The sequence below is a fragment of the Nocardioides sp. NPDC057577 genome, assembly GCF_042801335.1.
Classification (GTDB): Bacteria; Actinomycetota; Actinomycetes; order Propionibacteriales; family Nocardioidaceae; genus Nocardioides.
The window spans coordinates 1-21,573 of record NZ_JBHVGB010000094.1; the positions used below are offsets into that span (position 1 = coordinate 1).

Sequence of the window (21,573 nt, forward strand, 5' to 3'; positions counted from 1 at the left end):
GTGCTCGGGACCGTTCGACTTGGCGGCATTCTCCCGCCATGGCGGGAAAATGCCGCCGCGAACGTCTAGCAAGCAGTTCCTTTCCCCGCCATGGCGGGGAAAGGACTCATGAAGGAGACCGGATGACGCCGCTGGCAGCAGGTAACGCCCGCCTCAAGGAGATTCGGAAGCTCGCTCGCCGAGCCGTCCGGACCGAGAGGCGGCAGTTCCTGGCCGATGGGCCCAAGGCGGTCGAAGGCGCCCTCGGCGTCCCTGGTTGCGTGCAGGAGATCTTCGCGACCGAGGCGGGTGCCGAGACGTACGCCTCGCTGCTGGCCGATCAGCAGGTGACCCTGGTCGAGGACCGAGCGATGGCCGGTCTCTCCGACTCGGTCACCCCGGCCGGTGTGGTCGCGCTGTGCCGCTTCCTGGACTTTCCGCTGCCCGACATCGCCGGTCCGCTCGTGGTGATCTGCGCGGACGTACGCGATCCCGGCAACGCCGGCACCGTGATCCGTTGCGCCGACGCGGCCGGCGCGTCCGGGGTGATCCTGGCCGGCGACTCGGTCGATCTCTACAACCCCAAGACGGTCCGCGCCTCGGTGGGCTCCGCCTTCCACCTCCCGGTCGCGATCGAGCGTGACCCGCTGGTTGCCGTGAAGGCGGCCAAGGCCGCCGGCCTGACCGTCCTGGCCGCCGACATGCACGGCACCGCCGACCTCTTCACCGCCGACGCGCTCCTGGCCCGGCCCACCGCCTGGCTGATGGGCAACGAGGCCTGGGGTCTGCCGCCCGAGCTCTCCGCCGAGGCCGACGAGATCGTGAGCATCCCGATCTTCGGCAAGGCCGAGTCGCTCAACCTCTCCACCGCCGCCGCGCTGTGCCTCTACGCCTCGGCGCGGGCTCAGCGTGGGTGAATGCTCACCGAGGTAACTCGGTGGACGGTCACTGCCCTCGTGGAACTCGGCGAGGGCAGTGAGCAGTCGGTGAGTTACCTCGGTGAGCATCCCGCCGCCTCGGCGGGCTTGACCTTCATCTCACCCGAAGGACGATGGTTGCGGGATGGATGAGCCATTGTTGACGATCGGGGCGTTCGCGCGGGCGGTTGGCCTGACCGCGAGCGCGCTGCGGCACTACGACGAGTGCGGGCTGCTGGTGCCGGCGGAGGTCGACTCCGGGACGGGCTATCGCTACTACACGCCCGAGCTCGCCGACCGGGCCCGGCTGATCGTGGGCATGCGCGAGGCGGGGGTCCCGATCGGGACGATGCGGGTGGTGCTCGACTCGCCGACCGCGGAGGCCCGGGCCGCGCTGGCGGAGTTCCTCGAGGACCAGAGCGCGCGCACGGCGCGGGCCGAGGAGGCCGTACGCGGTGTGCTGGCCGCCGTCGACGCCGGGCCGGCCGCCAGGCCGGCGCTCGTCGAGCTGCCCGGTCCCGTGCTGGCCGCGGCGATCCGGCAGGTGCGGCACGCGGCCGAGTCCGACCCGGCCTCCGAGCTGGCCTCCGTCCTCGTCGACGTCAGCGGCGGAGACGGCGCGGGTGTGGACGTGGTGGCGACCAACCGCTACTGGATGGCGGTACGGGAGCTGCCGGCGGTCACGGAGGGGGACGGCGGCCGGGCGGTGCTGTCCCTCCCCGACGCGGGCGCGCTGGCCGACCGGCTGGATGCGATCACCACCGCCGAGCTGCACATCGCGGACGGCACCCTGACCCTCGCCGGGCAGGCGCTGGGCCGCGACACCACCTACCCGGCACATCGGCTCGTGCTGGCCGGCCTCGAGCCGGCCGTCACCCGGGCGGTGCTCACCAAGGCCGACCTGCTCGCGGGGCTCGGCGCGGCAGCCTACGCCGAGGTCGACCTCTTCCTCGGGGACCGGACGCGGCTCCGGTCCCCGCACACCGCCGAGCAGAGCGACGTACGCGGCGTGGTGACCGGCCCGCCCAGCCGGCTCCGGCTCGGCACGGCACTGTTCGGCCGTGCGCTGGCAGCGTGCCTGGGTGACGAGCTGCAGCTGGCGATGACCGCACCGGACCGGCCGGTGGTGGTGACCTCGCCCTACCAGCCCGGGTTCACCGCGCTGGTCATGCCCGTACGTCACGAGGACTGAGCCGGTGGTCAGGACCACAGGCCGGGGGTTCCGCCCCTGGCTGGCAGCCTCGACCGCATCGGTCTTCGGTGACTCGGTGACCTTCTTCGCGATCGGCTGGGCGGCAGCGGGGTTCGGTGCCGACGCGGTCAGCCTGGTGCTGACCATCGAGGGCATCCCGCTGGCCCTGCTCGTGCTCGCCGGGGGAGTGCTGGCCGACCGGATCGGGATCCGGTGGACGATGGCCGCGTGCGACGCCGCGATGGTGCTGGTCATGGCCGCGTTCGCCGTCGGCGCGATCGGCGGCGCGGGACTGTGGATGCTCGTCGCGCTCGGTGTCCTCTCGGGCACCATCCAGGCTCTACGGCGACCAGCCGAAGGTGTCTTCCCGCGACTGTTCGGGGCCGAGGATCTGGATCGGCGGATGGCGATGGTCGGTTCGGCCCACCAGATCGCCCGCGCCGCGGGGCCTGCGGCCGGCGGCTTCCTGATCGGCCACGGCGGCCTGCCGCTGACCGCCGGCCTGGACGCGGCCACCTATGCCTTGGTGCTGGTCGCGCTCCTTCTTGTCCGGCCACCGCACGAGCCGGCGCCCGAGTCCGGTCAGGGATCGGTCTGGCGCAGCCTGGCCGACGGCGCCAGGACCGCAGCCCGCACGCCCGGCGTCGTCCCGGTCCTGGTCGCGATCACCGGCCTCGCCGCCTCGGTCCTGCCGCTCGTCATGCTCGCCCTGCCGCTCGCCGGCCGTGAGCGCGGCTGGACGGCCGCCGAGACGGGTCTCGTCTCCGGTGCCTGGGTGGCCGGGGGACTGGTGATGACCCTGGTCGTCGCCCGCCGGGGCGCACCGCGCGCCCCGGTCGCGGTCGCCGGCCCGGTGCTGGCTGCCGGTGGGGTGGTCCTGCTGGGGCTGCGTACGGAGGTCTGGGCGGGGATCGTCGCGATCGGCCTCGTCGGCGTCGGCACCACCATGCTGACCACCTACCTCTTCCCGGCCTACGTCGCCCGCACGCCGCCGGAGATGCTCGCCCGGTTCTCGAGCCTGACCCAGCTGGCCCAGACCGGCCCGGTCCTGCTCGCCACGCCGCTGCTGGGCGTGGCGGCCGGGGTGGACGTACGGCTGGCGCTCGCCGTCATCGCCGCACTGCTCCTGGTCACCGTCCCGGCGGCCGTCCGGGTCGCGAGGTTGCCTCAACCCCGGGAGCTGGCGGAGATCAGCGGGTAACGGACACCGCGCGCCGCCGATACCCCCGAGGGTCTGATACACGAACGGCAAACCTGTTTCACTCGGGACGCGGAAGTTCCCGAAGGCGTTGCGAAGGAGCACGGCATGACGAACGTGAGCAGACGACGGCTGCTGGCCTCGGGCGGCGCGGCGGCGGCCGCGGGCGCGACCTTCCCGCTGTGGACGTGGTCGCCGAGCGCGTCGATCGCGGGCACGGGGGAGGGGCTCGATCCCGATCACGTCTGGGACGTCCGCGCCGACCCGGTCATCGAGCGTCTCTACGGCGAGGGCACCGACAAGGTTGCCGAGGTCAACGAGATCCTCAAGGGCTGGACCACCAACGACCAGCCGCTCCCCGACGGCCTGCCCGGCTATCTGGTCGACTTCATCGAGGAGGCCAGGGGCCTCCCGACCTGGGCCGACCAGGGCAAGCTGCAGCTGGCCGGCACGTTCAACGAGGAGAAATACGGCTTCTTCCTGGCGCTCCTCTACACCCTCGGCAGCGGCCTGATCAGCTGCGCGATCAAGCGCGAGGCGTGGTCGGTCTACTACTCCTACGGCGGCGCGAACATGCGTGACCGGATCGCCAAGACGACCGTGCTCGGCTACGACGTGATGGACGCCCAGGGCTGGACCGCGTCCGGGCGGCTGATGGTCGACTCGGTCAAGACCCGGATGGTCCACGCCGCCGTACGCCACCTGCTGCCGCAGTCCCCGCACTGGTCGGGCGTCGGCGCCGGCCAGGAGGTCCCGATCAGCCAGGCCGACATCCTGGTCACCTTCCACAGCCTCGGCACCTGGGTGATGAAGAAGTTCACCGAGTGGAACGTCGCGCCCAGCAAGGAGCTCGCCGACGCGTTCCTGCACGCCTGGAACGTCGACCTCCATCTCCTCGGCGTGCAGGACCAGTACCTGCCGAAGGACTGGGATGCGGCGTACGCGCAGTACGACCAGGTGATGGGCCCGGCCACCGGCGGCACCCGCGAGGGCGTCGAGCTCGCCCAGGCCCTGCTCGACTCGGTGATCGGCGAGGGCAACCCGCTGCTGCGCCACGAGCTGGAGTCGCTGGGACGCTACGTGATCGGGGACGCGTACGCCGACATGATCGCCTTCGACAAGGACCCGCTGCTCGCGCCGGTCTGGGCGAGCGCCGTGCCGCTGCTGGTCCGGTCCTACCAGGGCACCGTCCCCAACATCCCGCTCGTCTCCAACCTGCTCCCCGAGGTCGTGCACACCTTCATCAAGGTCTACTTCTCGCCCGGCGACCCGGCGCCGATCACGCTGCCGCTGAGCAATCGGCCGGAGTAGCGGCCCCCTGAGCCGTCGGTCGGTCTAGGGTGTCGACGTGGACGCCCGAGAACTCGCCGATGCCCTGCCCGACGGTGTCGTCGTCGCCGACGCCGATGGCGCGGTCGTCCTGGTCTCCGCCCTGGCCGGGCGGATGCTCGGTGTTGACCCGGTCGCGAGCCTGGGGAAGCCGCTCGGTGACGTACTCACGCTGAGCAACACCGAAGGACAGACCTGGGCCGAGGCCAACCGGCCCTACGACACCCTGCGGACCGTCACCGGTACGCCGGAGCAGGCCTGGCTGCTGCCCGACGGTACCGAGGTGCTGGTCGTCTCGACCATCCGGCGCCCGTCCCTGGATGCCGACGTCGACCAGGTCTCGATCTCGCTGCGCTCGGGGCGCGGCCGCAAGCGGCTGGACCGGGAGCGGTCCGACCTGGTCGCCACCGTCGCCCACGAGCTGCGCTCGCCGCTGACCGGGGTCAAGGGTTTCGTCCAGGCGCTCCTGAACCGGTGGGACAGGCTCAACGACGATCAGAAGAAGCTGATGCTCAAGACCGTCGCCTCCGACTCCGACCGGCTCTCGAGGCTGATCGCCGAGCTCCTCGACGTCGCTCGGATCGACACCGGCAGGCTGCAGCTCTACCCGCGCGCCAGCGACGCGACGGTGCTGGTCACCCGGGTGGTCGAGTCGGTGCGCTCGGCCACCTCTCGGCCGATCGAGCTCGACGTCTCCGCCGGAGAGGACGAGCTCGAGATCCACGCCGACCCGGACAAGTTCACCCAGGTCGTGACCAACCTCGTCGAGAACGCCGTACGCCACGGCGACGGTGTCGTCACCGTGAGCCTGGTGGTGCGTCCGGATGATCCCGACCAGGTCCTGCTGGTCGTCGAGGACCGTGGCGAGGGCATCCCGGCCGAGCTGCGCCAGCGCGTGTTCACGAAGTTCTGGAAGCACGGCGCCCGCGGTGGCTCGGGCCTGGGCCTCTACATCGTCGGCGGCCTCACCAAGGCCCACGGCGGGTCGGTCAGGATCGCCGATGCCGACGGCGGCGGGGCTCGCATCGAGGTCGGCTGGCCCCGGAATCCGCCGTCGGCCTGAGGTCACCGCCTCATGGCCTGGACCGGGCCAGCAGGAAGATGAAGTACGGCGCGCCGATGAGCGCGACGACGAGACCCGCGGGGATCTGGGCGGGGCTGATCGCGGTGCGCCCGATGGCGTCGGCGACCACGAGGAGCAGCGCCCCGACCAGGATGGCGACCGGTACGACCCGCGCGCTGCGCCCGCCGACGAGGGCGCGCGCGATGTGCGGCGCGACCAGGCCGACGAAGCCGACGACACCGACGGCGGAGACGGCCATCGCGGTGAGCACGGCGGCGGTCAGCAGGATGAGCAGCCGCACCCGCTCCGAGGAGACCCCGACCAGGCGTGGGGTGTCGTCGTCGAGGGTGAGCAGGTCGAGCTCGCGGCGCACCATGAAGGCGACCGGGATCGCGAGAGCCAGCGCGACCGCGACCGGGACGACCTGCTCCCAGCTGCGACCGTAGGTCGAACCGGACAGCCAGGTGTAGATCCGCGGGGTGTCCCACGGGTTGGAGCGCACCAGCAAGAAGGTGCTCAGCGAGGCCGATCCGTACCAGACGCCGATGCCGATGAGCACCAGCCGGTCGGTGTCGATCCCGCCGCGCCAGGCCAGGCCGTAGACGAGCCCGAAGGCGACCAGCGCTCCGACGGTCGCCGCGATGAGCATGGTGGTCGTCGAGGCCGCTGCCGAGGACTCGCTGCTCCACCCGGAAGACAGCCCGGTCACCACGACGACCGCGCCGACCCCGGCGCCGCCGGTGATGCCGAGGATCCCGGGCTCGGCCAGCGGGTTGCGACAGGTGGCCTGGACGAAGGTGCCTGCCAGGGCGAGCGCGCCGCCGGCAAGGACGGCGGCGCCGACACGTGGCGCCCGCTCGTCGAGGGCGAACTGGACCAGCGGGATCCCCTCGCCCTGCAGCCAGGCGACGATGTCGCCGGTGTAGAGCCACTGGTGGCCGGCCAGCAGGCCGACGACGGTGCCCCCGACGGTCAGGGCGAGCAGGAGGACGAGCACGACCAGGAACCGGACCCGGCTGCGGATGGTGACGGTGGCGCCCGGCGGCCGGCGGGTGGGGCCGGAGTCGCGTCCGCCGCGGGCGAGGAGCACCATCACGACCGCGCCGGCGATCGTCGTGGTCACGCCGGTGGGCACGGACATGGCCTCGTCCGCGCCGAGCACGGCCCGGACGAGCACGTCCGCGCCGACGACGACGAGAGCACCCACGAGACCGGCGGCCGGCAGCAGCACCGCGTGCCGGTTGAGTGCGGGGAAGATCCGGCCGAGCAGGCGGACGAGCACCGGGGCGCACAGACCGACAAAGCCGATCGGCCCGGCCAGCGTCACCGCCGCCGAGGTGAGCACGACGGCGAGGACGGTCCCGATCGCCCGGGTGGAGCGGACCGGGACGCCGAGGACCGAGGCCGCGTCGTCACCGGCCGAGAGCAGGTCGAGGCGGCGGGCGAGCATCAGGCCGCAGACGGTCGCCACCACGACGACCGGTGCCACCTGCCAGAAGGCCTGCAGCCCGAGCTGGCTCAGCGAGCCGCTGCCCCAGGCGAACAGGCTCGTGGTCTCCTCGGAGTAGAGGATGAGCAGGGTCGAGGTGCCGGCCTGGAGCGCGAGCGCCACCGCCGAGCCGGCCAGGATGAGCCGGGTCGTCGACGTACCTGCACCGCCGGCGAGTGCGAGCACGAGCCCGGCGGCCGCGAGGCCGCCGAGGAAGGCCGTGATGCCCGAGGCCCACAGCGGGACCGAGAGCCCGAACGCGGCGACCAGCGTGACCGCGAAGTACGCCCCTCCGGTCACTGCCAGGGTGTCCGGGGAGGCCATCGCGTTGCGTGCCAGCGACTGCAGGAGCACGCCCGCGACGCCGAGGGCGAACCCGACCGCGATGCCCGCGGCGAGCCGGGGGATCCGCGAACCGGTGATGATCTCCATCGTCGACGCGGTCGCGCCGTGCACCTGCTCACGTCCGAGCAGCGCGTCGAGGAAGTCGGCAGGGCCTACCCCCGAGGTGCCCTGGGTGAGGTGCCAGCCGGCAGCGAGAAGCAGCCCGGCGAGCAGGCACAGGAGGACGACTGACGCGCCTCCTGCACCCGCTCGCGGGGCCTTGACGGCTTCGGTCACTTGGTGAGCAGGTCGACGTACGCGTCGAGGATCTGCTCCGCCGAGCGCGGGCCACCGAAGGTCCAGATGGCGGCGGGGAAGGCGTGGGAGCGACCCTCGCTGACCGCGGGGATGGACTTCCAGACCTTGTTCTTCGCGAGCTCGGCGTTGACGTCGCCGACGGGGTCGACGGTGCCGGTGTAGAAGAAGGTGGCGTCGCCGAGGGTGGTCATGCCCTCGATGTCGGTCTGCCCGAGGCCGTACGCGGGGTCGACCTCGCCGGTCCAGGCGTTCTTCAGGCCGAGCTCCTCGCCGAGCTCACCGATCAGCGAGCCCTGGCCGAAGGGGCGGATCGCCACGTTGGCGCCGTCGATCCAGCCGTCGAAGTAGACGAACTCGGTGCCGGCGACATCGGCGTCGGCGAGCGCCCTATTCGACTCGGCGAGCTTGTCCTCGAACTCGCCGACCACGGCTTCTGCCTGCTCCTCGCGGCCGGTGGCCTCGGCGATCATCTCGAAGGTGGTCACCATGTTGGCGACGGGGTCCTTGGCGTCGGCGCCCTTGGTGGCGAGCACGGGGACGTCGTACTTGGCGAGCTGCTTGAGGATCTCGTCCTCGGCGGTGTAGGCCTCGACGACGATCAGGTCGGGGTCGGTACCGAACAGCGTCTCCAGGTTGGGCTCGCCCCGGGTGCCGACGTCGGTCGTTCCCTCATCGAGCTTCTCGGCGGTGTCCCAGGTGTTGTAGCCCTTGACGTCGGCGGCCGCCACCGGGTCGACGCACAGGCTGAGCAGGTCCTCGGTCTGCTGCCACTCGAGGACCACGACCTTCTCGGCCGGCTTGTCCAGCTCGACCTTGTTGCCGAAGGCGTCGGTCAGGCTGACCGCACCGGTCGAGGTCTCGACCCCCTCGCAGCCGGCGGAAGCCTTCTTCTCGGGCGCGTCGGTCTCGGCGGCGGTGGTGGTCTGGCCACACGCCGCGAGCAGCAGGGCTGCGGCGGCCGTCGCCAGGGCAGCCGTCGTCGTACGTCGATTCATGATTCCTCTTCGTGTCCACCGGCGTCAGCGCCGGGCGTGATGCCCGCCGCGTGGCTCGACCCGGACGCGCCCGGTCTCCAGATCGGAGGTCACCTCGATCGGGAGCCCGTACACCTCGGAGAGGTGTTCGGCGGTGAGCACATCAGCAGGTTCGCCGGTGGCGTGCACAACGCCGTGGTGCAGCAGTACGACCTGGTCCGCCACGGCGGCGGTCTGGTTCAGGTCGTGCAGGACGACGCCGATGGCCGTCCCGTGGTGGTCCGCGAGGTCGCGGACCAGGTCCAAGATCTCGACCTGGTAGCGCAGGTCGAGGTGGTTGGTGGGCTCGTCGAGCAGCAGTACGCCGGTGTCCTGGGCCAGGCAGCTGGCGAGCCAGACGCGCTGCAGCTCGCCACCGGAGAGCTGGTCGACCGGACGGTCCGCCATCGCCGCCGTGCCGGTCAGCTCCATCGCCCGCTCGATGCTCGCCAGGTCGTCCTCGGTCAGGGTGGCGAAGCGCCGACGGTGCGGGTGGCGGCCGAACCCGACGACGTCGCGGACGGTCAGGCCGGAGGGGTGCGGACGCGACTGGGACAGCAGCGTCACCTTGCGCGCGAACTCGCGTGCGCCCAGGGGAGCGCTGTCGTCGCCGTCGAGGGAGACCGAGCCGGAGGTCACCTTGTGCAATCGGGCCAGGGACCGCAGCACGGTCGACTTTCCCGAGCCGTTCGGCCCGATGAGCGCGGTGACCCGCCCCGGCTCGAGACCAATCGAGACTCCATGGACGACGGTGGCACGGGCGTAGCCGAGGACCAGGTCGTGACCGGAGAGCGCAGGAAGCATGAGGTGAGGCTAACCTAACGAACTCCCGGGCGCCCTCCGGGGTTCCGTTATTCGGTCGTACGCATCTGCTCAGGCGCGCGCGTCTGCTCGGGCGTACGCTTCGGCACGATCAGGAACTCGGTGAGGATCAGCGCGAGCCCGGTCACCACGGCGAGCAGGATGAGGCCGGTGGTGTAGCTGTGCTGGACCTCGTTGTACGTCGCCCCCATCACCAGCGGTGGGAAGAAGCCGCCCAGGCCGCCCGCGGCGCCGACGATGCCGGTCACCGAGCCGACCCGTTGTGGCGGCGTCAGCTGGGCCACCCAGGTGAAGACCGCCCCGCTGCCCAGGCCCATGAAACCGGCGATCAGCACGAACGACAGCCCGGCGCGCCACTCCAGGGCGGGTCGGGTGGCGAGGATGGCGGCCATCACCATGGCGCCCAGGAACGAGATGAACAGCACCTTCCGCGGCCCGATCCGGTCGGCGAGGGTGCCGCCGAGCGGTCGGCAGATGACGGCGGCGACGGCGAAGCCGGCGGTGCGGGTGCCCGCCTCGGCGAGATCGAAGGCGTAGACGTCGTGGAGATAGGTCGGCAGGTAGGTCGAGAAGGCGACGAAGCCGCCGAAGCACGCGGCGTACAGGAAGGCCATCTCCCAGGTGATCGGCAGCCGGGCGGCTCCGATGATCTTGGGGACGAACGGTTCGCGCTGCGGCTTCCAGTTCGAGGAGTCACGCAGGAAGAGCCAGACGACCACCGCCGTGACGGCCAGGGCGACCGCGATGATGACGTGCGTGGTGACGTAGCCGAACCAGATGACGAACCGCGAGGTGAAGTACGCCGAGAGTGCCGTGCCGCCCATGCCGGCGCCGAACACGCCGGTCGCGAACCCTCGCCGCTCGGGCGGGAACCAGGCGTTGAGGAAGGGGATGCCGACCGCGAAGGTCGTGCCCGCGACGCCGAGGAAGAACCCGCACACCAGCAGCAGCGGATAGGAATTCGCGGTGCCCGCGAGCGCCACCAGCAGCACGGCGGGAATGGTGAGCACGGTGAGCGCCGGGAACATCAGCCGGGCACCGAAGCGGTCGGTGAGCGCACCCGCCGGAATCCGGCCGAGCGACCCGACGAGCACCGGGATCGCGACCAGCACCGACTTCTGGGTGGAGTCGAGGCCGAGCTCGTCGGCGTAGCGGATACCCAGCGGAGCGATCATGTTCCAGGCCCAGAAGGTGATCGTGAAGGTCCAGGTCGCGAGGACCAGGTTCTTAGTCCGCTCACTCATCGGGCCACCTCCGTAGCGCAAGCGCCAGAGTACGGACGCGGCCCGATGAAAGATGCAATGTTCGCTCGCTGACGCTCGCTCATCGAACACGTCCTCGGTCTCGATCGGTGGTGCCGACGGGCGACCAGCCCGGTCGAGCAGGTCGGGAGCTGGGTTGCGGGGCCGCGTCGCGGCTGCGATAGACGATGTAGGGACGGAACAGGTAGTGCACCGGTGCGGTGAAGGCGTGCACCAGCCGCGTGAACGGCCAGATCGTGAAGAGCAGCAGCCCGACGAGCACGTGGACGTGGAACTGGATGGGCGCGGCGGCCATCGCCTCGACGTCGGGCTGCAGGACGAACAGCGAGCGGAACCAGGGCGAGACGGTCTCGCGGTAGTCGTGCGCCTCGTGCCCCGCGGCGAGGGCGACCACGGTGGTCCACAGGCCCAGGACGATCGCGGCCACCAGGACGACGTACATGATCTTGTCGTTCTTGGTGGTGGCCATGAAGACCGGTCCGGTCGTACGCCGCCGGTAGACGAGCAGGACCAGGCCCGCGAGGGTGCAGACGCCGGCGATCAGGCCCCAGAAGAGCGCGTTGCCGTGGTAGACGTCCTCCGAGATCCCCAGTGCCTCGGTCCAGGAGGCGGGGACGAGCAGCCCGGCGGCGTGGCCGACGATGACCACGAGGATGCCGAAGTGGAACAGCGGCGAGCCGATCCGCAGCAGCCGCGACTCGTAGAGCTGGGAGGACCGTGTCGTCCAGCCGAACTTGTCATAGCGGTAGCGCCACCAGGTGCCGACGACGAGGACGGCGATGGCCAGGTAGGGGAGCACGCCCCACAGCACCACGTCCCACCCCGAGGATCCGGTCATCAGCGGGCTCCCATCATCGTGGCCGCGGATCCTGGCCGGGTGGTCGGGAACGGGAGCATGTCGAGTCCGACCGACTCCGCGGGCGGCCCGGCCTGCGCCATGGCGAGGGCCTCGCGCCGGTCGCGTGCCGAGGGCCCCGGGAGCGTCGCGCAGACCGCGGCGAGGACGTCGGCGTAGGCCGAGCCCCGCTCGAGGAGGGCGAGCCGGATCAGCTCGAGCGCCGACCGGTTCTCGATGAGCAGCCGGCGACCGCCCTCGGGGTCGGCGAGGGCGGCGTACTCCAGCACCATCGGCAGGTGGTCGGGGAGCTCGCCGTGAGTGTCGACGACCCAGCCGTCGCCCTTCGTGGTGCCGTCGCGAAGACGGGTCTTGAAGTCCGTGAGCGACTCGCCGCGGCGCCGGGTGTCGCCGTCGCGCCAGTAGGACAGGTGCAGCGTCTGCCGGCGGTGGAGGTCGAAGAGCTCGACGTAGACGTGCTGCAGGGCGTGCGGATCCTGGCGGGCCAGGGTGTCCACGAAGCCGCGGAGCAGGTCGACCGGCTCGGAGCCGGGCTGCTCCTCGAGCGCGCTGCGCAGCAGCGGGAGCTTCGCGATCAGCTCCTCGTCGGGGTAGCCGAGGCACCAAGCCGCGACCTGGTGGACGACCCGCCAGTTCTGGGTACGCCGCCTCATGACCTCTCCTGCCTGTCCGGGCTGTGCTTATCAGGGCTGTGCTTGTCCGGGAAGAGCCCGTCCGGGGTCCCGTTGCCGTCCCAATTGAGCAGGTTGACCCGGCCGCGCAGGGTGTCGTCGGAGGCCGCGGCGTCGGTGGTCTGGCGCTGCTTCAGCGCGTGGTAGGTCTCCACCGCGACCGGGACGGGACGTCCGCTGGCCTCGCCGAGCGGGCCGGAATCGTACATTCCGGGGCCGTCGTCGAAGTCGAGGGAGCAGCCCATCTCCTCGAGGTCGTGGGCCTGCTCGGCGTGGGCGGTGGGGATGACGTACCTCTCCTCGTACTTCGCGATGCCGAGCAGGCGGTACATCTCATAGACCTCCTCCTCGCTCATCCCGACGGCCGCGGCGATCGAGCCGTCCGGGTCGCGGCCGAGGGTGACGTCGCGCATGTAGGCGCGCATCGCGGCCAGCTTCTTGAGCACGAGGTCGACGACGGCGGTGTCACCGGCGGTGAACAGCTCGGCCAGATACTCGACCGGGATCCGGAGCGAGTCGATCGCGCCGAAGAGGTTGGGCGCGGCCTCGGCGTCGTGGCCCTGCTCCTTGAGGAGGTCGACGACGGGGGAGAGCGGCGGGACGTACCAGACCATCGGCATGGTCCGGTACTCCGGATGCAGCGGCAGCGCGACCCGGTAGTCCTTGATCAGCGCGTAGACCGGCGAGCGGCGGGCGGCCTCGAGCCAGTCCTCGGGGATGGCCTGCTTCCTGGCCTCGGCGATGACCTCGGGGTCCTTCGGGTCGAGGATGACGGCCAGCTGGGCGGCGTAGAGGTCCTCCTCGGACTGGGTCGAGGCGGCGGCGGTCACCGCGTCGGCGTCGTAGAGGACCAGGCCCAGGTAGCGCAGCCGCCCGACGCAGGTCTCCGCGCACACCGTCGGCAGCCCGACCTCGACGCGCGGGTAGCAGAGCGTGCACTTCTCGGCCTTGCCGGAGCGGTGGTTGAAGTAGATCTTCTTGTAGGGACACCCGGTGACGCACTGGCGCCAGCCGCGGCAGCGGTCCTGGTCGACGAGGACGATGCCGTCCTCCTCGCGCTTGTAGATCGCGCCCGAGGGGCACGAGGCCATGCACGAGGGGTTGAGGCAGTGCTCGCAGATGCGCGGCAGGTAGAACATGAAGGTCTGCTCGAGCTCGAACCGGATCCGTTCGTTCGACTCCTCACGGATCTTCGCCACGATCGGGTCGAGGTGTCCGTGCTCCATCGAGCCGCCGAGGTTGTCGTCCCAGTTGGCCGACCAGGTGATCTTGGTGTCCTCGCCGGTGATCAGGCTCTTCGGCCGGGCGACCGGGAAGTCGTCGCCGAGCGGGGCGTCGATCAGGGTCTGGTAGTCGTAGGTCCAGGGCTCGTAGTAGTCGTCGAGCTCGGGCTGGACGGGGCTGGAGAAGATGGTGAGCAGCTTCTTGACGCGTCCGCCGGCCTTGAGGCGTAGGTTGCCCCTCCTGTCCAGGGTCCACCCGCCGCGCCATCTCTCCTGGTCCTCGTAGCGACGCGGGTAGCCCTGGCCGGGGCGGGTCTCGACGTTGTTGAACCAGACGTACTCGGTGCCGGCCCGGTTGGTCCAGGCCTGCTTGCACGTCACCGAGCAGGTGTGGCACCCGATGCACTTGTCGAGGTTCATCACCATCGCCATCTGAGCCATCACGCGCATCAGTAGGTCACCTCCTGCGATCGCTTGCGGACGGTGGCAACCATGTCTCGCTGGTTGCCGGTCGGGCCGAGGTAGTTGAACGTGTAGGAGAGCTGCGCGTAGCCGCCGATCAGGTGGCTGGGCTTGACCAGCAGCCGGGTCGCGGAGTTGTGGATGCCACCGCGTCTGCCGGTGGTCTCCGACTTCGGTACGTCGATGGTGCGGTCCTGGGCGTGGTGCATGTAGACCACGCCCTCGGGCATCCGGTGGGAGACGACCGCCCGGGCGACCACGACGCCGTTGGCGTTGGTGGCCTCGACCCAGTCGTTGTCGCGTACGTCGATCGCGTCTGCGTCCTGCGGTGACATCCAGACCGTGGGACCGCCGCGGGAGAGGGAGAGCATGAAGAGGTTGTCCTGGTACTCGGAGTGGATCGACCACTTCGAGTGCGGCGTCAGGTAGCGGACGGTGACCTGCGCCGAGCCGTCCTGGCCGATCCGGGGCTCGCCGAAGAGCCGGTGCATGTCCAACGGTGGGCGGTAGAGCGGCATCGCCTCGCCGATGTCGGTGAGCCAGTCGTGGTCGAGGTAGAAGTGCATCCGCCCGGTGAGCGTGTGGAACGGCTTGAGGCGCTCGATGTTGACCGTGAACGGGGCGTAGCGGCGCCCGCCGGTCTCCGAGCCCGACCACTCCGGGGAGGTGATCACCGGCACCGGAGCTGCCTGCGTCTGGGCGAAGGTGATCCGCTTCTCCTCTGACCCCTCGGCGAGGTCGGCGAGCTTCTTGCCGACGCGCTCCTCGAGGCTCTTGAACCCCTGGACGGCGAGCTCGCCGTTGGTGGTGCCGGAGAAGAGCAGGATCGCCTCGGCCATCTTCTCGTCGGTGTCGATCGCGGGGCGTCCCTCCGCCGGACCGCTCGGCATCACGCCGGTCTGCGCGGCGAGCTTCGCGGTCTGCTCCTCCATCCGGTAGGTGACGTTCTTGACCGTGAAGCCGAGGGTGTCGGCCAGCGGCCCTACCGAGGCGAGCTTGTCCGCGATCGCGGTGTAGTCGCGCTCGACCACGGCGATCACCGGCCGGGTCTCGTCGGGGTCGGCCGGGGTCTCGCCGGGGGTGTCGTGCTGGAGCGGGAGGCTGACGATGTCCTGGCGGGTGCCGAGATGCTTCCGCGCCAGCTCGGAGAGCTTCTCGGCCAGCCCGTGGAAGAGGTCGAAGTCGGTGCGCGCCTCCCAGGGTGGGTCGATCGCGGGGGTGAAGGCGTGCACGAACGGGTGCATGTCGGTGGAGGAGAGATCGTGCTTCTCGTACCAGGTCGCCGCCGGGAGGACGACGTCGGAGAGCAGCGTCGTCGACGTCATCCGGAAGTCGGCCGAGACCAGCAGGTCGAGCTTCCCCTCGGGCTGCTGGTCGTGCCAGCGCACGCTGCTCGGCCGCGGGGTGTTCGGGTTCTCGGAGCCGAGGACGTTGTGATGGGTGCCGAGCAGGGTCCGCAGGAAGTACTCGTTGCCCTTGGCCGAGGAGCCGAGCAGGTTCGAGCGCCACAGCACCAGCGTCCGCGGCCACGCGCTGGGTGCGTCGATGTCGGCGATGGCAGGCTGGAGGGTGCCCTCGGCCAGGGCGGTCGAGACGTACGCAGCGGGGTCCTCGACGTAGCCGGCGGCGACCGCCTCCGCCGCCTCGTCGGCGACATCGAGCGAGCTGCGGTCGAACTGCGGGTAGAAGGGCATCCAGCCCTTCGCCGCCGAGGCGGCGATCACGTCGGCCGTGTGGCCACGCAGGTGTCCCGCGGCCAGCGGCGAGGTCAGCGAGTCGGCGCTGTAGCCGTCGTTGCGCCACTGCCCGGTGTGCATGTACCAGAACGAGGTGCCGGTCATCGTGCGCGGTGGACGGGACCAGTCGAGGCCGTTGGCCAGCGAGATCCAGCCGGTGATCGGGCGACACTTCTCCTGGCCGACGTAGTGCGCCCACCCGCCGCCGTTGCGGCCCATGCAGCCGGTGAGGATCAGCAGCGAGAGGATCGAGCGGTAGATCGTGTCGCCGTGGAACCACTGGCACACGCCCGCACCCAGGATGATCATCGACCGGCCCTGGGACTCCTCGGCATTGGTGGCGAACTCGCGCGCGATCCGCAGGCACGCCTCGGCCGGCACCGAGGTGATCTCCGCCTGCCAGGCAGGGGTATAGGGCACATCCGGGTCCTCATAGCCCCCGGGCCACACGCCGGGCAGCCCCTCGCGGCCGACCCCGTACTGGGCGAGCATCAGGTCGAAGACCGTCGTCACCAGGTGGCCACCGACCCGGGTCGTGGGCACCCCGCGGCGCAGCACCTCGCCGGCACCGTCGGCGCTGGTGAACGCGGGCAGCAGCACCTCGGCGGCCTCACCGTCCTCGTGGAGGGTGAGCTTGGGACGTACGCCGTCCAGGTCGAGGTTCCACCGGCCCTTCCCGGACTCGGCGTAGCGGAAGCCCATCGAGCCGTTGGGGACGACCGGCTGGCCCGTGCGCTCGTCGAGCAGGACGGTCTTCCAGCGGTCCTCGGGTGGGCCGTGCTCGGGGCCGAGGGCGTCGAGCTCGGCGGCGGTGAGGAACTTCCCGGGGACGTACGCTCCGTCCTTCTCCTCCAGCCGGACCAGATGCGGCAGATCGGTGTAGGTGCGGACGTAGTCCTCGAAGAACGGGGTCTGCTTCTCGACGAAGAACTCGCGCAGGATCACGTGACCCATCGCCATCGCGAGCGCGGCGTCGGTGCCGGCCTGGGCGGGCAGCCACTCGTCGGCGAACTTGGTGTTGTCGGCGTAGTCGGGGCTGACCGTGACCACCTTGGTGCCGCGGTAGCGGACCTCGGCCATCCAGTGCGCGTCCGGCGTGCGGGTGACCGGGACGTTGGAGCCCCACATCATCAGGTAGGTCGAGTCCCACCAGTCACCCGACTCCGGCACGTCGGTCTGGTCGCCGAAGACCTGCGGTGATGCGACGGGGAGGTCGGCGTACCAGTCGTAGAAGCTGGTCATCACTCCGCCGATGAGCTGGGTGTAGCGGGTGCCGACGCAGTGGGAGACCATCGACATCGCCGGGATCGGCGAGAAGCCGATGTTGCGGTCGGGGCCGTGGGTCTTGATGGTGTGGACCTGTGCGGCGGCGGCGAGCTCGAGCGCCTCGTCCCAGCTCGCCCGCACGAGACCGCCCTTGCCGCGGGCCTGCTGGTAGCGGCGGCGGCGCTCGGGGTCGGCCTGGATGTCGGCCCAGGCCTCCACCGGGTCCCCGCCGGTGCGCGTCTTGGCCTCGCGGAAGAGATCGAGGAGCACGCCGCGGACGTAGGGATAGCGGACCCGGGTGGGGGAGTAGGTGTACCAGGAGAAGGCCGCGCCGCGAGGGCAGCCGCGGGGTTCGTACTCCGGCCGGTCGGGGCCGACCGAGGGATAGTCGGTCTGCTGGGTCTCCCAGGTGATGATCCCGTCCTTGACGTAGACCTTCCACGAGCACGACCCGGTGCAGTTCACCCCATGGGTGGACCGGACCACCTTGTCGTGGCTCCAGCGGTCGCGATAGAAGACGTCACCGGCTCGACCTCCCTTGCGGAAGACCGCGCGACCGTCGTCGGTCTCGTCCCACCTGGTGAAGAAGCGTCCTGCCTTGAGCAGGAGATCGCTGGCCGGGCCGTCGACTCGGGGCATGGCTTTACTATCACCTGGTAACGGTAGGGATACAAGGACCACAGGTCCCCAACAATGTGGTGTCGGAGGCCGATCGCCGACGGAGCGCGTGGTCCCGGGGGATGTCCGGTTCGCGCGAGGAGGTGCGAGGTTCCTAGACTGTCGTCCATTCATGACAACTGAGTCATCAGACGACGAAAGCCAGTGATGTCCGGTCCCAACACCGACTATGACCCGGTAGAGGTCACCCCCTTGAAGGCTGAGGAGGTCGAGGCTGCGCGCGATGCTGCGCTGGTTGCCATCGACGCCGCGAGCAGTCTCGAGGAGCTCAAGCAGACGCGGCTCGACCACGCCGGCGACCGTTCGCCGCTGGCCCTGGCCAACCGCGAGATCGGCGCGCTGCCTCCGGCCGCGCGCAAGGACGCCGGCCAGCGCGTCGGCAAGGCCCGTGGCGCGGTCAACCAGGCGCTCGCGGCTCGGCAGAAGGTGCTCGAGGCCGAGCACGAGGCGCGGATGCTGGTCGAGGAGACCGTCGACGTGACGCTCCCGACCGACCGGGTCCCGGCCGGTGGGCGGCACCCGCTCACCACCGGCGCCGAATACATCGCCGACATCTTCGTGGCGATGGGCTGGGAGGTCGCCGAGGGTCCGCTCATCGAGGCCGAGTGGCTCAACTTCGACGCGTTGAATCTCGGTCCTGACCACCCTGCGCGCACGATGCAGGACACCTTCTGGACCGAGCCCGCCGAGAACCACGTGGTTCTCCGGACCCACACCAGCCCCGTCCAGGCGCGGACGATGCTCACCCGCGAGGCGCCGATCTACGTCGTGTGCCCGGGCCGGGTCTTCCGCACCGACGAGTACGACGCGACGCACAGCCCGATGTTCCACCAGGTCGAGGGGCTGGCCATCGACGAGGGCATCTCGATGGCGAACCTGAAGGGCACCCTGGACCACTTCGCCACGCAGATGTTCGGCGAGGGCATCGTGACCCGGTTCCGGCCGTCGTACTTCCCGTTCACCGAGCCTTCGGCCGAGGTCGACCTGACCTGCTTCGTCTGCCGTGGCGCGCAGGTCGTCGACGCCGGTGACGGTCAGCTCGTCACCTGTCGCACCTGCAAGGGTGAGGGCTGGATCGAGTGGGGCGGCTGCGGGATCGTGAACCCGCGCGTCCTGGTGGCGTGCGGCGTCGACCCGGAGAAGTACAGCGGCTTCGCGTTCGGGATGGGCATCGACCGCACCCTGATGTTCCGCACCGGCCTGTCCGACCTGCGCACCCTCTTCGAGGGTGACGTCCGGCTTACTACTGCATTCGGGAGTGAACTGTGAAGGCCCCCCTCTCCTGGATCAAGGAGTACGTCTCGCTGCCTGCCGAGCTCGGCGTCGAGGAGATCACCGACCGGCTGACCGCGCTCGGCCTCAAGCTGGAGGCGATCGAGACCTCCGGTGCCGGCATCGAGGGTCCGCTCGTGGTCGGCCAGGTGCTCACCGCCGAGAAGGAGCCCCAGAAGAACGGCAAGGTCATCAACTGGTGCTCGGTCGACGTCGGCGACGCCAACGGCACCGGTGAGCCGCAGGGGATTGTCTGCGGGGCGCACAACTTCGTCCCCGGTGACAAGGTCGTCGTGATCCTGCCCGGTGGCGTGCTGCCCGGCAACTTCCAGATCTCGGCGCGCAAGACCTACGGCCACATGAGCGCCGGGATGATCTGCTCCGCGCGCGAGCTCGGGCTGGGGGAGGAGGCCGACGGCATCATCGTGCTGCCCGCCGACGCCCCCGCGCCCGGCACCGACGCCCGCGAGGTGCTCGGGCTCGGCGAGGAGATCATCGAGTTCGAGATCAACCCGGACCGTGCCTACGCGCTCTCGATGCGTGGCATCGCGCGGGACGCGGCGCTCGGTTTCGACGTACCTTTCAACGACCCGGCGCAGATCGACTTCCCCGTCGCCGACGGGTCGGGCTACCCGGTCCGGCTCGAGGACGAGGCGTGCGACTACTTCGTCACCCGCGTGATCACCGGCTTCGACCCGGCCGCGCCGACGCCGGAGTTCATCAAGAAGCGGCTCGAGGCCACCGGCGTACGTTCCATCTCGCTGGCCGTCGACGTCTCCAACTACGTGATGATGGAGCTGGGCCAGCCGACCCACTGCTACGACCGGGCCAAGCTGTCCGGCGACATCGTGGTCCGGCGGGCGAGCGAGGGCGAGAAGATCACGACCCTCGACGACGTCGTGCGAGTGCTCTCGACCGAGGACCTGCTGATCACCGACGACTCCGGCCCCATCGGTATCGCCGGTGTCATGGGCGGGGCGTCCACGGAGATCTCGGAGACGACCACCGACATCGTGGTCGAGGCCGCGCACTTCGACCCGACCACCGTCTTCCGCTCCCAGAAGCGTCACAAGCTCGGTTCGGAGGCCTCCAAGCGCTTCGAGCGTGGCGTCGACCCGCTGCTGCCGCCCGCGGCGGCCGAGCGCGTCGTCGAGCTGCTCGTCGAGCACGGTGGCGGTCAGGCCGTCGGCGTGTCCGAGGTCGGGCCGACGGCATCGCCGCAGACGCGTGCGCCGCTGAAGGCCATCACCATCCCCGTCGACCTGCCGGCCCGGATCATCGGGCTCGACATCGACGAGGCGACGGTGGTGAAGTCGCTCGAGCTGATCGGTGCCGGCGTCACAGTGTCGGGTGACTCGCTGACCGCGACCGTCCCGACCTACCGGGTCGACCTGACCGACCCCTACGACCTGGTCGAGGAGGTCGCCCGGATCGTCGGCTACGACCAGGTTCCCTCGGTGCTTCCGCGCCGGGCGACCGGTGGCGGTCTGACCCGCGCCCAGCAGCTGCGCCGCCGGATCGGGCGCGCCTTGGCCGGTGCCGGCCTCGTCGAGGTCGTCGACTTCCCGTTCGTGGGCGAGGCCGACTTCGACCGCCTCGGGCTGCCCGCCGACGACGTGCTGCGGCACACCGTCAAGCTGGCCAACCCGCTCAGCAGCGAGGAGCCGGGCTACACCACGACGCTGCTCCCGGGCCTGCTCAAGGTCGCCGCGCGCAACGTCTCCCGAGGTCAGGACGGGGTCTCCCTCTTCGAGACCGCGACGGTCGCCTTCCCGGTCGACCAGGCCGCGCCGATCTACGGTGTCGACCGGCGCCCGACCGAGGAGGAGCTCGAGAAGCTGCTCGCCGCGATCCCGCGCCAGCCGCTGCACCTCGGCGTGGTGCTCGCCGGGGAGCGTACGCGGGGTGGCTGGTGGGGTGCCGCCGAGACCGCCTCGTGGTCCGACGCCATCGACGTCGTACGCCGCCTGGGCACGGAGCTCGGGGTGAGTGTCGAGGTCGCCTCGGCCTCGCGGGCGCCGTGGCACCCGGGTCGCTGCGCGGTCGTCTCGGTCGACGGTGTCGAGTTCGGCCACGCCGGCGAGCTGCACCCCAACGTGTGCAAGGCGTTCGGGCTGCCCGCTCGTTCGGCAGCGGTCGAGATCGACCTGGACTTCCTGATCTCGAAGGTGCCCGCCACCGCCGCCGGCCCGGTCTTCTCGACCATGCCGATCGCGAAGGAGGACGTCGCGCTGACCGTGTCGACCGACGTCACCGTGGCCGCCGTCGAGGCCGCCTTGCGCGAGGGCGCCGGCGAGCTGCTGGAGACGGTGCGGCTCTTCGACGTCTACGAGGGCGACCAGGTCGGCGAGGGCAAGAAGTCGCTCGCCTTCGCGCTGCGCTTCCGCGCCGCCGACCGCACCTTGAAGGCCGAGGAGACCGCTGCCGCGCGCGATGCGGCTGTGGCGAAGGCGGCCGAGCTCACCGGGGCCGTCCAGCGCTGAGGCTCGTCCGAACCCAGGAG

Annotated in this window: 15 protein-coding genes; 7 read left to right on the forward strand and 8 right to left on the reverse strand. The window is 70.6% G+C overall.

The features are described from left to right. Positions 1 to 122: 122 nt before the first annotated feature. From ACFU7D_RS18095 to ACFU7D_RS18115, 5 genes are all read left to right on the forward strand, one after another. Entirely contained in the window at positions 123 to 896 is a 774-nt protein-coding gene (locus ACFU7D_RS18095) for a TrmH family RNA methyltransferase (RefSeq protein ID WP_378869556.1), read from the forward strand. Between the two features lie 145 nt (positions 897 to 1,041). Then, on the forward strand, positions 1,042 to 2,088 hold the full coding sequence (locus ACFU7D_RS18100) for a MerR family transcriptional regulator (RefSeq protein WP_378869559.1): 1,047 nt from the start codon (positions 1,042 to 1,044) through the stop codon (positions 2,086 to 2,088). A gap of 4 nt (positions 2,089 to 2,092) precedes the next feature. After that, on the forward strand, positions 2,093 to 3,289 hold the full coding sequence (locus ACFU7D_RS18105) for an MFS transporter (RefSeq protein ID WP_378869562.1): 1,197 nt from the start codon (positions 2,093 to 2,095) through the stop codon (positions 3,287 to 3,289). Between the two features lie 105 nt (positions 3,290 to 3,394). Further along, positions 3,395 to 4,597: an oxygenase MpaB family protein gene (locus ACFU7D_RS18110; RefSeq protein ID WP_378869565.1), complete on the forward strand. Its 1,203-nt coding sequence runs from the start codon at positions 3,395 to 3,397 to the stop codon at positions 4,595 to 4,597. Between the two features lie 37 nt (positions 4,598 to 4,634). Continuing rightward, positions 4,635 to 5,678, forward strand: coding sequence for an ATP-binding protein (locus ACFU7D_RS18115; RefSeq protein ID WP_378869567.1), 1,044 nt, complete (start codon positions 4,635 to 4,637; stop codon positions 5,676 to 5,678). 10 nt (positions 5,679 to 5,688) lie between these two features. Here ACFU7D_RS18115 and ACFU7D_RS18120 read toward each other — a convergent pair whose 3' ends face one another. The 8 genes from ACFU7D_RS18120 to ACFU7D_RS18155 form a co-directional block, all read right to left on the reverse strand. Then, positions 5,689 to 7,788 (reverse strand): iron ABC transporter permease, encoded by a 2,100-nt coding sequence (locus tag ACFU7D_RS18120; protein ID WP_378869569.1) that lies wholly within the window; start codon positions 7,786 to 7,788, stop codon positions 5,689 to 5,691. Next, positions 7,785 to 8,804, reverse strand: a complete 1,020-nt coding sequence (locus ACFU7D_RS18125; RefSeq protein WP_378869572.1) for an ABC transporter substrate-binding protein — start codon at positions 8,802 to 8,804, stop codon at positions 7,785 to 7,787. The genes ACFU7D_RS18120 and ACFU7D_RS18125 overlap by 4 nt, the downstream gene beginning before the upstream one ends. Positions 8,805 to 8,828: 24 nt before the next feature. Then, positions 8,829 to 9,626 carry an ABC transporter ATP-binding protein gene (locus ACFU7D_RS18130; protein WP_378869574.1) on the reverse strand — a complete coding sequence of 266 codons (798 nt, stop codon included), beginning with the start codon at positions 9,624 to 9,626 and terminating at the stop codon, positions 8,829 to 8,831. Between the two features lie 47 nt (positions 9,627 to 9,673). After that, on the reverse strand, positions 9,674 to 10,888 hold the full coding sequence (locus ACFU7D_RS18135) for a nitrate/nitrite transporter (protein WP_378869577.1): 1,215 nt from the start codon (positions 10,886 to 10,888) through the stop codon (positions 9,674 to 9,676). A 79-nt stretch (positions 10,889 to 10,967) separates the two neighbouring features. Further along, positions 10,968 to 11,744, reverse strand: coding sequence for a respiratory nitrate reductase subunit gamma (narI, locus tag ACFU7D_RS18140; RefSeq protein WP_378728193.1), 777 nt, complete (start codon positions 11,742 to 11,744; stop codon positions 10,968 to 10,970). Next, complete coding sequence (gene narJ, locus ACFU7D_RS18145) at positions 11,744 to 12,415, reverse strand: nitrate reductase molybdenum cofactor assembly chaperone (RefSeq protein ID WP_378869580.1); 672 nt, start codon at positions 12,413 to 12,415, stop codon at positions 11,744 to 11,746. Before narJ ends, narI begins: the two co-directional genes overlap by 1 nt. Then, a complete protein-coding gene (narH, locus tag ACFU7D_RS18150) occupies positions 12,412 to 14,106 on the reverse strand; it encodes a nitrate reductase subunit beta (RefSeq protein WP_378869583.1) in 1,695 nt (564 codons plus the stop codon). The genes narJ and narH overlap by 4 nt, the downstream gene beginning before the upstream one ends. After that, positions 14,106 to 17,759, reverse strand: a complete 3,654-nt coding sequence (locus tag ACFU7D_RS18155; protein WP_378869587.1) for a nitrate reductase subunit alpha — start codon at positions 17,757 to 17,759, stop codon at positions 14,106 to 14,108. The genes narH and ACFU7D_RS18155 overlap by 1 nt, the downstream gene beginning before the upstream one ends. Before the next feature lie 186 nt (positions 17,760 to 17,945). Between ACFU7D_RS18155 and pheS the strand changes: the two genes are divergently transcribed. Both pheS and pheT read left to right on the forward strand, forming a co-directional pair. After that, on the forward strand, positions 17,946 to 19,067 hold the full coding sequence (pheS, locus tag ACFU7D_RS18160) for a phenylalanine--tRNA ligase subunit alpha (protein WP_378869590.1): 1,122 nt from the start codon (positions 17,946 to 17,948) through the stop codon (positions 19,065 to 19,067). Next, entirely contained in the window at positions 19,064 to 21,553 is a 2,490-nt protein-coding gene (gene pheT, locus ACFU7D_RS18165; RefSeq protein ID WP_378869592.1) for a phenylalanine--tRNA ligase subunit beta, read from the forward strand. Before pheS ends, pheT begins: the two co-directional genes overlap by 4 nt. Positions 21,554 to 21,573 lie beyond the last annotated feature (20 nt).